Annotated in this window: 13 protein-coding genes; 6 read left to right on the plus strand and 7 right to left on the minus strand. The window is 62.9% G+C overall.

What is annotated here, in order from left to right; translation table 11 throughout:
- Positions 1-38: 38 nt before the first annotated feature.
- From FEV53_RS06390 to FEV53_RS06410, 5 genes are all read right to left on the minus strand, one after another.
- Positions 39-827: an ATP-binding cassette domain-containing protein gene (locus FEV53_RS06390; RefSeq protein WP_142833988.1), complete on the minus strand. Its 789-nt coding sequence runs from the start codon at positions 825-827 to the stop codon at positions 39-41.
- A gap of 16 nt (positions 828-843) precedes the next feature.
- Positions 844-1,926: an ABC transporter permease gene (locus tag FEV53_RS06395; protein ID WP_142833989.1), complete on the minus strand. Its 1,083-nt coding sequence runs from the start codon at positions 1,924-1,926 to the stop codon at positions 844-846.
- 103 nt (positions 1,927-2,029) lie between these two features.
- Positions 2,030-2,977, minus strand: a complete 948-nt coding sequence (locus FEV53_RS06400; RefSeq protein WP_142833990.1) for a sugar ABC transporter substrate-binding protein — start codon at positions 2,975-2,977, stop codon at positions 2,030-2,032.
- A 79-nt stretch (positions 2,978-3,056) separates the two neighbouring features.
- Positions 3,057-3,872 carry a TIM barrel protein gene (locus tag FEV53_RS06405; protein ID WP_246100745.1) on the minus strand — a complete coding sequence of 272 codons (816 nt, stop codon included), beginning with the start codon at positions 3,870-3,872 and terminating at the stop codon, positions 3,057-3,059.
- Between the two features lie 171 nt (positions 3,873-4,043).
- Positions 4,044-5,075, minus strand: a complete 1,032-nt coding sequence (locus tag FEV53_RS06410) for a LacI family DNA-binding transcriptional regulator (RefSeq protein WP_142833991.1) — start codon at positions 5,073-5,075, stop codon at positions 4,044-4,046.
- Positions 5,076-5,214: 139 nt separating this feature from the next.
- Here FEV53_RS06410 and FEV53_RS06415 point away from each other — a divergent pair, with 139 nt between their 5' ends.
- A complete protein-coding gene (locus FEV53_RS06415) occupies positions 5,215-5,898 on the plus strand; it encodes a D-lyxose/D-mannose family sugar isomerase (RefSeq protein ID WP_142833992.1) in 684 nt (227 codons plus the stop codon).
- A gap of 6 nt (positions 5,899-5,904) precedes the next feature.
- Here the strand turns inward: FEV53_RS06415 and FEV53_RS06420 are convergent, their stop codons facing one another.
- Together FEV53_RS06420 and FEV53_RS06425 are read right to left on the minus strand one after the other, a co-directional pair.
- Positions 5,905-7,137, minus strand: a complete 1,233-nt coding sequence (locus FEV53_RS06420; RefSeq protein ID WP_142833993.1) for a glycerate kinase type-2 family protein — start codon at positions 7,135-7,137, stop codon at positions 5,905-5,907.
- Between the two features lie 19 nt (positions 7,138-7,156).
- Complete coding sequence (locus FEV53_RS06425) at positions 7,157-8,200, minus strand: LacI family DNA-binding transcriptional regulator (protein WP_142833994.1); 1,044 nt, start codon at positions 8,198-8,200, stop codon at positions 7,157-7,159.
- A gap of 150 nt (positions 8,201-8,350) precedes the next feature.
- Here FEV53_RS06425 and FEV53_RS06430 point away from each other — a divergent pair, with 150 nt between their 5' ends.
- The 5 genes from FEV53_RS06430 to FEV53_RS06450 all read left to right on the plus strand — a co-directional run bounded on the left by FEV53_RS06430 (position 8,351) and on the right by FEV53_RS06450 (position 13,249).
- Positions 8,351-8,857, plus strand: a complete 507-nt coding sequence (locus tag FEV53_RS06430) for a TRAP transporter small permease (protein WP_142833995.1) — start codon at positions 8,351-8,353, stop codon at positions 8,855-8,857.
- A 1-nt stretch (position 8,858) separates the two neighbouring features.
- On the plus strand, positions 8,859-10,136 hold the full coding sequence (locus FEV53_RS06435) for a TRAP transporter large permease (RefSeq protein WP_142833996.1): 1,278 nt from the start codon (positions 8,859-8,861) through the stop codon (positions 10,134-10,136).
- A 28-nt stretch (positions 10,137-10,164) separates the two neighbouring features.
- Entirely contained in the window at positions 10,165-11,322 is a 1,158-nt protein-coding gene (locus tag FEV53_RS06440) for a M24 family metallopeptidase (protein ID WP_142833997.1), read from the plus strand.
- A gap of 76 nt (positions 11,323-11,398) precedes the next feature.
- The gene (locus FEV53_RS06445) at positions 11,399-12,382 is read left to right on the plus strand and encodes a TRAP transporter substrate-binding protein (RefSeq protein WP_221931588.1); all 984 of its coding nucleotides are present in this window, start codon (positions 11,399-11,401) and stop codon (positions 12,380-12,382) included.
- A gap of 30 nt (positions 12,383-12,412) precedes the next feature.
- The gene (locus FEV53_RS06450) at positions 12,413-13,249 is read left to right on the plus strand and encodes an NAD-dependent epimerase/dehydratase family protein (protein WP_246100746.1); all 837 of its coding nucleotides are present in this window, start codon (positions 12,413-12,415) and stop codon (positions 13,247-13,249) included.
- Positions 13,250-13,261: the final 12 nt, after the last annotated feature.

The raw sequence follows: 13,261 nt of genomic DNA on the forward strand, positions 1-13,261 counted from the left end.
GGGGGATGCGCCCGGAACCGGTCCGGGCGCGTCTCGGGTCAGGCGGCGTCTTCGTATTCCGGCTGGGTCTTCGCGCCGGTAATATAGGCCACGACGTCCTCGCCCGTGATATCCTCGTTGCGGATATCGAGATTGGCGCAGATCCGGCCCCGGCGGAACACCACCACGCGATCCATCAGATCAAAGACCTGACGCATGTTGTGGCTGATCAGGATCAGGGGCTCGCCCTGTTCCTTGAGCGTACGGATAATGTTCTCGACCTGCGCGGTCTCCTGCACCCCAAGCGCCGCGGTGGGCTCGTCCATGATCGTCAGCTTCGAGTGGAAGGTCGCCGTCCGGGCGATCGCCACACACTGACGCTGACCGCCAGACATGTTCTGGATCGTATTGCGGATGTTGGGGATCTTCACCCCGGTTTTCTGCAACGCTTCCAGCGTGTCCTCGCGCATGGATTTGTAATCCAGACGACGGAACGGGCCGAGCCAGTTCCATTTCGTCTTTTCGCGCCCGAGAAACAGGTTGTCGGGCACGTCGAGATGGTCAGCCAGCGCCAGCGTCTGGAACACCGCCTCGATCCCCGCCTCGCGAGCGTCCAGCGGGCCGGTGAAGTTCACCGGCTTGCCGTCGAAGATGATGTCGCCGCGCGTCTTCTGCTCAACCCCGGTGATCTGGCGCACAAAGGTGGATTTCCCCGCCCCGTTATCGCCCATGATCGCCACGTGTTCGCCCTTGCGCAGGGTAAAGTCCGCCCCCTCCAGCGCGTGGACACCGCCGTAATGCTTGGTCAGGTCCCGGGTTTCGAGGATGATATTGCCTAATTCGGTCATAAGTCCCTCCTCTGCCTCAGTTCCGCGAAGAGCCGCGTTGCTGACGCCACTGGTCAAGCACCACAGCGCTGATGATGATCGCGCCCATGGCCATGAGCTGATAGAACGCATCAAGCTTGATGTAGGTAAATCCCGACTGGATCACGCCGAACACCATGGCGCCCAGAACGGTGCCGATGATCGAGCCGCGTCCGCCGGTCAGGCTGACCCCGCCGATCACCGCCATGGCGATGGCGAAGAGCTCATAGAACTGGCCCATGCCAGTCTGGGCGGTGAGGTTCTTGGAGCTCAGGATAATGGCGGCGAAGGCGGCCAGCATCGAGGCGATCATGTAGACAAGCACCTTGTGACGCTTAACGTTGATGCCCGACATCCGCGCCGCGTCCTCGTTCGAGCCGATGGCGTAGGTGTGCTTGCCATAGAGCGTGTAGCGCAGCACCAGATGGAACAGCACGGCCAGCAGCGCGAACCAGACCACCGGCATCATGCCCGAACCCAGCGCCGCAAAGCTCTCGGTGGGGAAAGAGACCGGCTGGCCTTTGGTCCACCACTGGGCGATGCCCCGGCAGATCAGGAACATGCCCAGCGTTGCGATGAAGGGCGGGATGCGGGTGAAAGCAATGAGCGAGCCGTTGATCGCGCCGATAAAGGCGCCAAAACACAAGCCCACGATCACGGGCACAATAACCGGCAAATCGAAAGCCCAGTCGCCGAACACCGCCTTGGGGTTCGGGTTACCGTTCACCAGCTCCGTCTGGGCAAAGGACATGACGATCATCGCCGCAGCGCCCACAAGTGGACCCGAGGACAGGTCAATCCCGCCGGAAATGATCACCTGCGTGACCCCAAGAGAGATGATCCCGATAATCGCGACCTGCAGGATAATGATCTTCAGGCGGGCTTCGTTGAAAATCGTGTCAAAGCGACCGTTTGTGTCGAACAGGAAGCTCTGGTCATTCATGTAAGGCAGGAATTGCCCGAGCGCTTCGAAGATCAGGATGATCAGGATCAGCGCGGCAAAGATGTTGACCTCGTTCGGCCAGCCCTTCTTGGACTTGTCATAGGTCAGCCCGCCGACACCGTGGTCAGTCTTGGACATTGGGTTACCCCGTGCGTGTAAAGTGGTTAAGTCTGTCTGCCGAATGGCTGCGGTCGGGCGATCAGGGCCGCCCGGCCGCGAAGATCTCACGTCACGCGCGGGATCAGTTCTTGCTCAGGAAGTCGTCGATATTGGCCGGGGTCACCAGCTTGAAGGGGATGTAGACCTTCTGCTCCACGTCCTCGCCGCGAGCCAGCGACAGCGCCGCATCGACCGAACCCTGGCCCTGACCGGCGGCATCCTGGAACACGGTGGCGTCCAGATCGCCGGCCTGCATGGCCACCAGAGCGTCCTGGGTCGCATCCACGCCGACCACGACCACGTCTTCCATGGAGACGCCCGAGGCCTTCATCGCCTGAATGGCACCGATGGCCATTTCGTCATTATTGGCAAACACGACCTGGAACTCCTCGCCCGAGGACAACCAGTTGGTCATCAGGTCCTGTGCCTTGTCGCGCGACCACTCGGCGGTCTGCTTGTCGATCAGCGTGATGAAGTTGCACATGTCCATGCCGATCACGTCCTCGACATCCTTCGAGCGCTGAACGGCGGCCTGGTTGGAGAGCTGACCCATCAGCATGTAGCCCTTGGCCCCGCCCGCATGACCTGCGGCGCGCAGCATCTTGCAAGCCTCGAACGCCGCCAGCGTGCCGGATTCGATCTCGTTGGACGCCACGAAGGCCTGATTGTCGGGCAGCGTGTCCACATTCACCGGCTCACGGTTCACGTAAACGAGCGGCACATTGGCGGAGGCGGCGGCCTGCGACATGGCTTCGGTCGCGGAGGTATCCACAGCGTTCACGATGATCGCATCGACGCCGGAAGCGATGAAGTTGTTGATCTGGTCGAGCTGCTTGGCCACGTCATCGACGGCATCCTCGACCTGCAGATCGACACCGTCGATGCCACCCGCGTAGTCTTCCATGCCGTTGCGCATCACGGTCAGGAAGTTGTCGTCGAAGCGCGCAATGGACACGCCGATCGTCTCGGCCATGGCCATCGGGGCTCCGAGCATCGCCATCGCGGTCGCGGCCAAAAGGGTCTTTTTCATATCGTTCCTCCCAAGGATGGTGTCCGGCCCACCGTTCTTTTCCACCGGAAGCCCCGTGCGGGGCTGATTCGTCCCGCGCTCAGGCCGCTTTGGCCATCACCCGGGATGTGATGAATTCCATCGATTGCCGCAGCGCATCGGCGGGGTTTTCAAGCCGCTGCACCTCCGGCGAAAAACACTCGAAGCTGAACACGCCGTCATAGCCGTCCGCCAGCAGGGCGGCGATCTGGTCCGTATTGCCCAGCCGATCCCCGTCCGCGACGAGAACCCGGTGGCCGTCCTGCATCTCGGCAAGGCCGACCCCGGGGTCGGTGACACCCGAAATATGCACGATCCCGATCCGATCCGCCGCCATCGGAGCGCCTCCCGCCAGCGCGGCGTGGAAGGTATCGTAGACCAGCGACACGCAGTCGATCATCCCCAGCGTCTCGACCACCTCGGCCACCTCACGACCATCGCAAAGGGATGAGCTGGCAAAGCCCAGAGGCTCGACCAGCGCCCGCAGGCCTGCCTCCCGGACCAGCGGACAGATCGCCTTTAGCGCGATGCGCAGATTGGCCTGCCGCTCCCCATTTGCGCCCCCCAGACCGTCATTGCGGGGAATGAGGCTGATTGTCTCGGCCCCGGCGTCCCGTGCCGCACCAATCAACGCCCGCGTCCGGGCCTCGGCTTCCAGGCCCCAGTCATTGAACTGCGGCACTTCGCTGAGCCCAAGGATCCGCAGTCCCCGCGCCCGCGCCATATCACCGGCCTGAGCCGCCTCGATCCCGTCAAAGAGCAGTCGTCCCAGATCATTTCGTAGCTCGACACCCACACATCCGAGCTCTGCCGCCAGATCGAGAAACTCCGGATACGCCAGAACCGGCGCCGTCACCTGATTAAGTCCGAACTTCACGAGCCGGATATCCTCCCAAATGTGCAGTCTGAGCCGCATCTTGTTGGGGGCACGCTGGGCGACAATGCACGATTCGGTCAATATGCGGGGGGCATTATGCGTCAGGAAATGACGTTTTCTGCGCGTGCAAAATGACGTTTTAACGTCATTGTCTAGAAATTACCGAGGGGATCACAGCATTTCCGGCACGACCAGCATCGGATCGAGGAAATGCTGTCCCGACAGGCCGTCATCCCCATCCAGCACCGCGCGGATCATCAGCTCGACCAGATCGCGGCACACATCTGCGATCGGCGTGCAGATCACCATGGTGACGTAGCCATCCGCCATGGCGGCGCGCGTTTCGACGGTCAGCTCATTCACCACTAGACGGATTTTGGGGGCCTCATGCAGTTCGCGCAGCGCCGCGATGGCGCCCTCCATCCCGCCACCCGCCACGTAAATCCCCGCCAGATCCGGGTGTCGCCCAACCAGATCCATGGTCGCCTCATAGGTCAGTTGTCGGGTTTCCAAATTGATCAGCGGGTCGAGCACGTGGATCCCCTGCGCCGCCTCCCGTAGATAGGCCCGGAACCCAACCTCCCGCAGATCATGCCCGTGCCAGCGATTGCCGCCGACAAAGATCGCCACCTTTCCCGGTCCCCGAATGGTGTTGCTGAGGATCCAGGCGGCGGTGCGACCGACCTTTACGTTATTCATTCCAATGTAATTTCTTCGCAGACCTTGGGCAAAATCGTTGAACATCGAGAACACCGGCACACCCTCGGCCCGCAGGTCTCCGACTGCCTCTGCGAGCTTCTGATGGTTCACCGCCCCCGCGCCAACCGCATCGCAACTGGCCCCCAGCTCCCGTATGGCCTCGGCAAAGTCATCGGGCGCCTGCGAGGTCACGTAGCGGATCACGGCTTTGCCCCGGATATCGGTACGACGCGCGACGGCGGCCTCAATCTCGCGGGACAGGATCTTATAGAACTCCTGTTGCTGCTTGATGAGCAGAAAGCCCAGCCGCATCGGCGGCGCGCTGGACGACATATTCTGCTGCAACAGGCCACGCGCGTGGTAGCCGACGGCGTGGGCCGCCTCGATGATCCGCTGCATGGTCGCCTCACGAACCCGCGCGCGCCCGTTCAGGGCACGGTCCACCGTGGTAACACTGAACCCGGCCTCGCGGGCCACATCGCGGATCGTGGGACGACGGGCCATGAAACCTCCGTGACGGATTTTCGTCATTCATAGACGAAAATTGTCGGCGGTCATAGCGCCTTTGAGAGGGATGTCCCCTTGCCGCACAGCCCCGGTCGCGCGACAAAGAGCGAAGGACCGTCAACGAACTGGACCCGAGATGAAGCGCTCGCGCATCAATGCCATTATGCAGGAGGCGGACGAGCTTATCCGCCACCACGGATTCACCCTACCCCCCTTCGCCTATTGGAGCCCGGAGACCTTCCGCGCCCGCGCCTCTGACGCCCGTCACGTGATCGACGCCCGCTGCGGCTGGGATATCACAGATTATGGCGAAGGACGATTCGACGAGATGGGGCTGTTTCTCTTTACCCTGCGCAACGGGCTGTTGTCGGACCTGAACACCGGGCGTGGCATGTGCTACGCGGAAAAGCTGCTGATCTCCCGGCAGGACCAACTCAGCCCCATGCACACCCATGTGATCAAGGCCGAGGACATCATCAACCGCGGCGGCGCCACGCTGATTATCGAGCTCTACGGCTCCGATGACGCGGGCCAGTTCGCCGAGGATCGTGGCGGACGCGTGTGGTGCGACGGGATCGCCTTGGATTACACACCCGGGCAAAAGCTGCGGCTGGCCCCGGGCGAGAGCGTCACTCTGCGGCCCGGCGACTGGCATGCCTTCTGGGGCGAGGGCGGTGACGTGCTGATCGGCGAGGTTTCCACGGTGAACGATGACGAGACCGACAACATCTTTCGCGAGCCAATCGGCCGTTTTGCCAAGATCGAAGAAGACGAGGCACCGACCCATCTGCTGGTCAGCGACTACCGCGCCTGGCTCTGATCCCGGTCAGGCCGGGATGAGCAAGACCTGCACATCCGCGACATTTGTCCCCGTCGCGCCGCAGATCAGAAGATCCCCGGCGAGAGCCAGCGCGGCATAGCTGTCGTTATTTGCCAACAACTTGGCAGGGTCACCGCCTGCCGTACGAACCCGGCCCAGCGTGTCCGCGTCCGCTATGCCGCCTGCCGCATCTGTCGGGCCATCGCGCCCGTCTGTGCCGCCCGAGAGGAAGACCCATCCCGCAGGCAGGCGGTCTGTGACCAACTCAGCCACGCGGAGCGCCAGCTCCTGATTGCGTCCACCAAGCCCCGTGCCACGCAGCCGGACCGTCGTTTCGCCGCCAAAGATCAACGCGACCGGACTTTTGGCTGCCAAAGCCGCCTCTACGATCTCCTCAGCGGCCTCCACCACATCGCCGGTCAACGCGTCATTGACGATGCGTGCCGGATAGCCGTCCGGTGCGGCGTCCAGCATCGCCTCGAGGCTATGCCGGTTTGAGCCGATGAGCAGGTTCGTTGCAGCAGGCAAGGGTCCGGGGGAAGACGCGGACTGAAGATGCTGACGCACACTGTTTGGCAAGCCCTCCCACAGCCCGGCGTTCTCCAGCACATGTCGCGCCTCCGTCGCCGTCCCGATGGGAGCAACGGTCGGACCCGAGGAAATCGCCCGCAGGTCGTCTCCGATCACGTCAGAGAGCAGGTAGCCCCGCACCTGTGCCAGAGCCGCAAGACGCAACAGCCCGCCGCCCTTGAGCTGATCAATCTGTTGGCGCACCAGGTTCATCTGCTCGATCCCGAGGCCACTGCCGAGCAGAGCCGTGTTCACCGCGCCATACTCCGCGACCGAAATGCCCTCGGCCGGAGCGGTCATCAACGCCGACCCCCCGCCCGAGATCAGGGCAATCACGGTGTCATCCTCCCCGGCCTGATCCAGAAACCGCATCACAGCCCGCCCGGCCTCGGCGGAGGCGACATCGGGGACTGGATGGCTGCCGGTCAGAACGGTGGCCCCTTCAACCTCGCAAGCGTTTTCGGGGTTAGTGACGATCAGGGCATCCGCGACTTCAGGCAGTTTCGCGAGCGCCGCGCGCATCATCGGCACGGCGGCCTTGCCGACCGCCAGAACATAACACCGACCTGCCGCCGGGACCTCCAGATGACGCTTTACGGCGCGGGCCGGGTCGGCGCGCCGAACAGCGGCGTCAAACATAGTGCGGGCGACTCGCCTCAGATCGGTCATCGAGGATCCTTCGGTGGCTTCAGGAGACAGTTGGCGGCGGCGCAGTCGAGTCGCGCAGGATCAGCTCGACCCCCACGGGAATATGATCGGAGGGCTGTCGTCCGGCAAGCCGGTCAAGCAGATACCCCGCCGCCCGTGTGCCCATCTCGCCAGCGGGCACGTTCAGCGTCGTCAAAGGCGGAGAGCAGTGCTCGGACAGTTCCAGATTGTCGAACCCGACCAGAGAGATGTCAGCCGGAATCGCCAGTCCCCGCGCCCGGCATTCTCCCATGGCGCCCAGCGCCAGAACGTCGTTTCCGCAGATGATCGCCGTGGGACGCGGTGAGAGCCGGTCCAGCAGCGCGGCACAGGCCTCACGCCCGTTACCGATCGAGTACCGTCGCTCGATGATGTGGTCGGTGTCGAGTGGCAGCCCGTGGCGCTGCATCTCCGCACGAATTCCCTCAAGTCGCTGGGTTGTCCGGTCGTTATCTGTCGTCAGACCGGAAATGACGCAGATGTTCCGGTGCCCCAGATGGATCAGATGCCGCGCAAGGCTCGCCCCTGCGGCGGCGTTGTCAAACCCGACGCTGGGGCGGGGGCTCGCGGGATCCAGCACATAGGTGTTCACGAACGGCGTATCGAATTGCCTGAGCAGGCGATAGAGGTCCTCATGATGCCGGTCGCCGATCAGGATCAAGGCCTCGGCCCCGCGCTCCACCAGCAGGCGCGCTTCTCGAAACTCCGCCTCCAGATCATACCCAAAGGTCGCGATGAGCGTTGTCAGCCCAGCCTCCGACAGCCTCGCCGTCGCGGCGCCGACGAGGCTCGCGTAGAGGGCGTAGTCCAGCGTCGGGATGAGTACGCCCACCATGTTGGAACGCTGGGACCGCAAGGCTCGCGCCGCATGGTTGCGCACATAGCCGAGCTCGCGCATGGCGGCTTCGATCTTTGCCCGCTTGTCCGGGGAGACCATGTCCGGCGTGTTCAGGACGCGCGACACCGTCGCCGCGGCACACCCCGCCCGACGCGCAACATCCGTCACCCGTACCCGTGCCGCCCCATCATGAAAACGATCTCTCAATGAACGATCCCAACCAACCGGAGTCTTGCTCTGTTGATGTCGATTTTAGAATAAAGTTACCCAAAGCGCCAGAAAAACGTTGACACGAATCGCCTCTGTACATGAAATCGTTTTCATAAATGCACCAAAGCTACGCAGAGAGGAAGGCGCATGATGCGGCCGACGGGTCAGAAAAACTCAGTCATTCTCACAGCGCTGCTGGCCGTGGTGAAAGCGTCGATCATCGGAATCTCGGTCGTCATGGTGGTCGTGACGCTGGCGCAGGTGATCTTTCGCTACGTGCTGGCCGAACCCCTGCCATGGTCGGAGGAGCTGGCCCGCTACTGCTTTGTCTGGATCGTCTTCCTCGGCGGTGCCGTCGGGCTGGAGCGCGGGTTTCACCTCGGGGTGGATCTGCTGGTCAACGCGATGCCGCCGGGCATTCGACGCGGCCTCGAAGCCCTTACCACCATGTTCATCGGCGTCTTTGCGGCGACCGTGATCTGGGCCAGCGTGCCGGTGATCAATATGAACATGATGCAGCGTTCCCCCGCGCTGGGCGTCCAGATGTCGTGGATCTACCTCGCCATCCCGGTTTCCATGGTGCTGATCGTGCTGATCTGTCTGGAGCGACTGATCCACATCCTGCGCACCCCCGCCGCCGAAGAGGGCGTGTGATATGCTGACGATCCTGTTCCTGACCTTCTTCGTCCTGCTGCTGATCAACATGCCCATTGCATTCGCGCTGGGGATCGCGACGGCTGTGACACTGCTCACCGACCCGGTGCTACCGATCAACAGCATCGTCACGCGGGCCTTTGTCGGGGTGGACAGCTTTACCCTGTTGGCGATCCCGTTTTTCATCATCGCCGGCGAGCTGATGAACGCCTGCGGGATCACCGAGCGGATCGTGGCCTTTGCGCGCTCGCTGGTGGGGTTCATCCGCGGCGGGCTGGCGCATGTGTCCATCGTCTCCAGCATGTTCTTTGCAGGGATCTCCGGCTCCGCCACGGCGGACGCCTCAGCGCTGGGGTCGATGATCATCCCGGCGATGAAGAAGAACGGCTTCGACGCAGATTATGCGGTCGCGGTGAACGCCTCTTCCAGCGCCATCGGCCCGATCATCCCGCCGAGCATCATGATGGTCATCTACGGCTCGATCGCCAATGTCTCGATCGCCTCGCTGTTCCTCGCCGGCTTCGTGCCCGGCATCGCGATGGGACTGGGGCTGATGGGCGTGGCCTATTACATCGCCAAGAAACGCAATTACCCGGCCCCGCCGCGCAGCGAACTGCCGCCGATCCTCGGCTCGCTCAAGGAAGCGGCGCTGGCGCTCCTCATGCCGATCATCATCCTTGGCGGGATCTTTTCCGGCGTGTTCACCGCGACCGAGGCCGGGGTTGTCGCCGTCGCCTATGCGGCCATCATCGGGACATTTGTCTACAAAACCCTGTCCTTCAAGCTGGTCGGCACGCTCCTGATCGACGCCGCCGTGACCACAGCCGCCGCGATGTTCCTGATCGCCATGGCCACGTCCTTTGCCTGGCTCCTGGCCTGGGCGGGGTTCGGTGCGGCCGTGCTCGGGGTCCTCGGCGGCATCTCCAGCAACCCGACCGTCGCGCTGATGCTGATCGTCCTCTTCATCCTGATCCTTGGCCTCTTTATCGAGGGCATCCCGATCCTGATCATTTTCACCCCTGTCCTTTTGCCGGTCATTCAGGGCCTCGGCATCGATCCGGTCTTTTTCGGGGTGATCATGGTTCTGTCGGTCGTGATCGGGTCGGTCACGCCGCCCGTCGGCATCCTCACCTATATCTCCTGCGCCATCGGGGGGATCACGATCTCGCAAGCGATGCGAGGGCTCGTGCCCTTCTGCGCGGTGCTGGTCTTCGTCCTCTTCCTCTGCGTCCTCTTCCCGCCGCTCGTCATGACCGTGCCGGCGATTTTCGGAAACTGACGCCCCACACAACAAAGGGATCCTGCCCGTGACTATCGCCACCGAAGAACTCCAACAAAGAGTCAAGAACCTCCGCAGCCGGATGAAGTCCGAAGGCTATGACGCGCTGATCATCTATTCGGACGAATACCGCTCGGGCCACTCGACCTATGTCACGGATTACAAGCCAATCAACGTCATCGAGGAGAGCCCGCAACTGGTGCTGATTGTTGGGGACGAGGCGCCGGTGGTGTTTCTCGGGCGGCTCAATGCCTACGCGGCCAAGGATATGTGCTGGATCGAAGATGTGCGCGGCATCCACCGCCCCTACACGGATTTCCCGCAGGTCTTCAAACCCATCGTCGGGCGCGCCAGCAAGATAGGCCTGATCGGCAAGAACATCCTGCCCTTTGAGATCTACGAACAGCTCGTGGATGCGGTCCCCGAGGCGGTGATCGAGAACCGCGACGACATCATGCTGGACCTGCGCAAGATCAAGACCGCCGCCGAGATCGACCTCATGGAGCAGGCCGCCGACATCAATGACGCGGTGCTGAAGCGCGCCGCCAGAGAGGTGAAGGTGGGCATGACCGAAATTCAGGTCGCCGGTCTCGCCGAAGGCCTCGCCCGCGAGATGAACGCCGATATCGGCTCGGCGACGGTGGTGATGTCGGGCCCGAATACAAACTACCCGGCATGGCGCGCGACGGATCGCAAGATCCAGCCCGGCGAATTCGTCATGCTCGATTTCAACCCGGCCATCGGCCATTACTGCAACGATGGCGGCATCACGATCCTGATGCCCGGTGCCGATCCCGAACAGGAGCGCGCGTTGGTTGTGGGCCATCAGGCGCTGAAGAAAGTCATCCCAACCATCCGCCCCGGCATCACCGCGCGGTCGATCTTTGACACGCTGCTGGCCGAGCTGGAGCCACACGGGTTTGCCGACAACTTCACGCCTTACGCGCAGGGTCTGCGAGGGGTGGGTCACGCGGTGGGGCTCGACGTGGTGGAGCCGCCGAACCTCAGCTCCGACAGTGATTTCGAGCTGGAGGCCGGGATGACGCTGGCGGTGAAACTCGACCTGCACGACCTGCCCGGCGGGGGCTACCGTGTCGAAGTCGTGGTGGCCGTGACCGAAGACGGCGTGCGTCCGCTGAATAAGCTGGTGCTCGACATGCCCGACGATTTCGCCGTGCAGCGCTGAACCTGCACCGATGACCGCGGCCCCAATCACGGTGCCGCTAGCCGTACAAAACAGACGTCATAAAGGGAGGAAAACCATGATGAACCGCAGAACACTGCTCTCGACCGCCGGGGCGCTGGCCCTTGTCGCGGGCGGCCTCGCCGGACCGGCTCTGGCCGCCGACACCACCATCCGCGTGGCGTCGGTGACCGGCCCGACCCACCACCACAACGTGTCGCTGCGCTGGTTCGCGGACCAGATCGCCGCAGCAGATGTGGGTCTGAAGATCGAGGTGCTCGACGGCGCGCAGCTCGGTGGCGAGCGAGACTATATCGAAGGCATGATGCTGGGCAGCATCCAGATGGCGCAGGTCTCAACCGCGCCGCTCTCGGGCTTTATCCCTCAGTTTGATCTGTTCAGCCTGCCGTACCTGATCCGCGACACCGACCACTTCAAAAACGTGGTAAATGGTCCCGTGGGCGAAGAGTTCAGCGCCCTCGCCGAAGAGCGCGGTATCAAGATCCTTGCATGGTTCGACAACGGCTATCGCAACGTGTTCAACAAGGTCCGCCCGATCAACACGCCAGACGATCTCGACGGGCTGAAGATCCGCGTGATGGAGAGCCCGCTGATGGTGAACACCGTCAACGCCATGGGCGGCTCGGCCACGCCCATGTCCTATTCCGAGCTTTACACCGCGCTGGAACAGGGCGTGCTGGACGGCGGCGAGAACGCGGCGGGCAACGTGCTGAACGACAAATTTTACGAGGTCAGCGGCTACTACTCCCTGACCCAGCACTTCCGTCCGCCGGGGGTCGTGGCGATCAGCATGGCGACGTGGAACGGTCTCGACGAAGCGCAACAGGCCGCGATCACCGAGCAGGCCGCCGCGCTGCAGGAATACGAGATCGAGCTGACCGGGCAGGTTGGTGCCGAGGCACTCGAAGAGCTCAAGGCCAAGGGCATGGAAATCAACGAGGCCGATGTGGCGTCCTTCCGCGACCGGATGGGTCCCGTCTACGAGGACTTCAAGGAGAAGAACGGCGCCGAACTCCTCGAAGCGGTGCAGAACACCGAATAATCGCGTTAAGCTCATGTCCGGGGCGTTGCGATGCGCCCCGGACTCCCTGACTGGAAAGACCGCCCCATGCTCGAACGATTGCTCATCACCGGCGCGAATGGTGCGCTTGGCTCCCTTTGCCGTGCCCGGCTGGGTCATCTGGCCAGGGTGATCCGCGTCAGTGCCCGGGGCGATCTGGGCGAGGCCGGTCCCAACGAAGAAATCATCCGCTGCGATCTGGGCGACAAGGCCGCCGTTCAGGCGCTGGTCGAGGGCTGCGACGGCATCGTTCATATGGGCGGCCAACCCGTCGAGGCCACATGGGAGATCGTGCGCAACGCCAATATCGACGGGATGGTGAATCTCTACGAGGCTGCCCGCAAAGCCCCGACCCGCCCGCGTATCGTCTTTGCCAGCTCCAACCATGCGATCGGGTTCCACCCGCAGACGGAGCGGCTTGATGCAAAGTCTTCCACCCGGCCCGACGGCTATTACGGCGTTTCCAAGGTCTTTGGCGAGGCGCTGGCGCGGATGTATTTCGACAAATTCGGCATCGAGACCGCCAGCATCCGCATCGGGTCCTGCGTGCCCGAGCCTGTCGACCACCGGATGCTGTCCACATGGCTCAGCCCCGATGACCTCATCTCGCTGATCGAGCGGATCTTTGCGATCCCCGTGCTGGGATGTCCGATCATCTACGGCGCCTCGAACAACGATGCGGGCTGGTGGGACAATCGTGAAGTCGCCTATCTGGGCTGGCAGCCCAAAGACAATGCCGAGGCGTATCGCGCGAAACTCGACGCCGCCCAGCCACGCCCGGGGCCGGAAGACCCACGTGCCCGCTTGCAAGGCGGTCTGTTCTGCGCCGATGGTATTCACGAGGACTGATCCTCGACTTCA

This window comes from Palleronia caenipelagi, from assembly GCF_007004065.1.
GTDB classification, from domain to species: domain Bacteria; phylum Pseudomonadota; class Alphaproteobacteria; order Rhodobacterales; family Rhodobacteraceae; genus Palleronia; species Palleronia caenipelagi.

Excerpts from the sequence above, each read along its gene's own strand:
- FEV53_RS06390 (WP_142833988.1), bottom strand. The coding sequence starts at position 827 with ATGACCGAATTAGGCAATATCATCCTCGAAACCCGGGACCTGACCAAG.
- FEV53_RS06435 (WP_142833996.1), top strand. The coding sequence starts at position 8,859 with ATGCTGACGATCCTGTTCCTGACCTTCTTCGTCCTGCTGCTGATCAAC.
- FEV53_RS06445 (WP_221931588.1), top strand. The coding sequence starts at position 11,399 with ATGATGAACCGCAGAACACTGCTCTCGACCGCCGGGGCGCTGGCCCTT.
- FEV53_RS06395 (WP_142833989.1), bottom strand. The coding sequence starts at position 1,926 with ATGTCCAAGACTGACCACGGTGTCGGCGGGCTGACCTATGACAAGTCC.
- FEV53_RS06400 (WP_142833990.1), bottom strand. The coding sequence starts at position 2,977 with ATGAAAAAGACCCTTTTGGCCGCGACCGCGATGGCGATGCTCGGAGCC.
- FEV53_RS06415 (WP_142833992.1), top strand. The coding sequence starts at position 5,215 with ATGAAGCGCTCGCGCATCAATGCCATTATGCAGGAGGCGGACGAGCTT.
- FEV53_RS06430 (WP_142833995.1), top strand. The coding sequence starts at position 8,351 with ATGATGCGGCCGACGGGTCAGAAAAACTCAGTCATTCTCACAGCGCTG.
- FEV53_RS06420 (WP_142833993.1), bottom strand. The coding sequence starts at position 7,137 with ATGACCGATCTGAGGCGAGTCGCCCGCACTATGTTTGACGCCGCTGTT.
- FEV53_RS06410 (WP_142833991.1), bottom strand. The coding sequence starts at position 5,075 with ATGGCCCGTCGTCCCACGATCCGCGATGTGGCCCGCGAGGCCGGGTTC.
- FEV53_RS06450 (WP_246100746.1), top strand. The coding sequence starts at position 12,413 with ATGCGCCCCGGACTCCCTGACTGGAAAGACCGCCCCATGCTCGAACGA.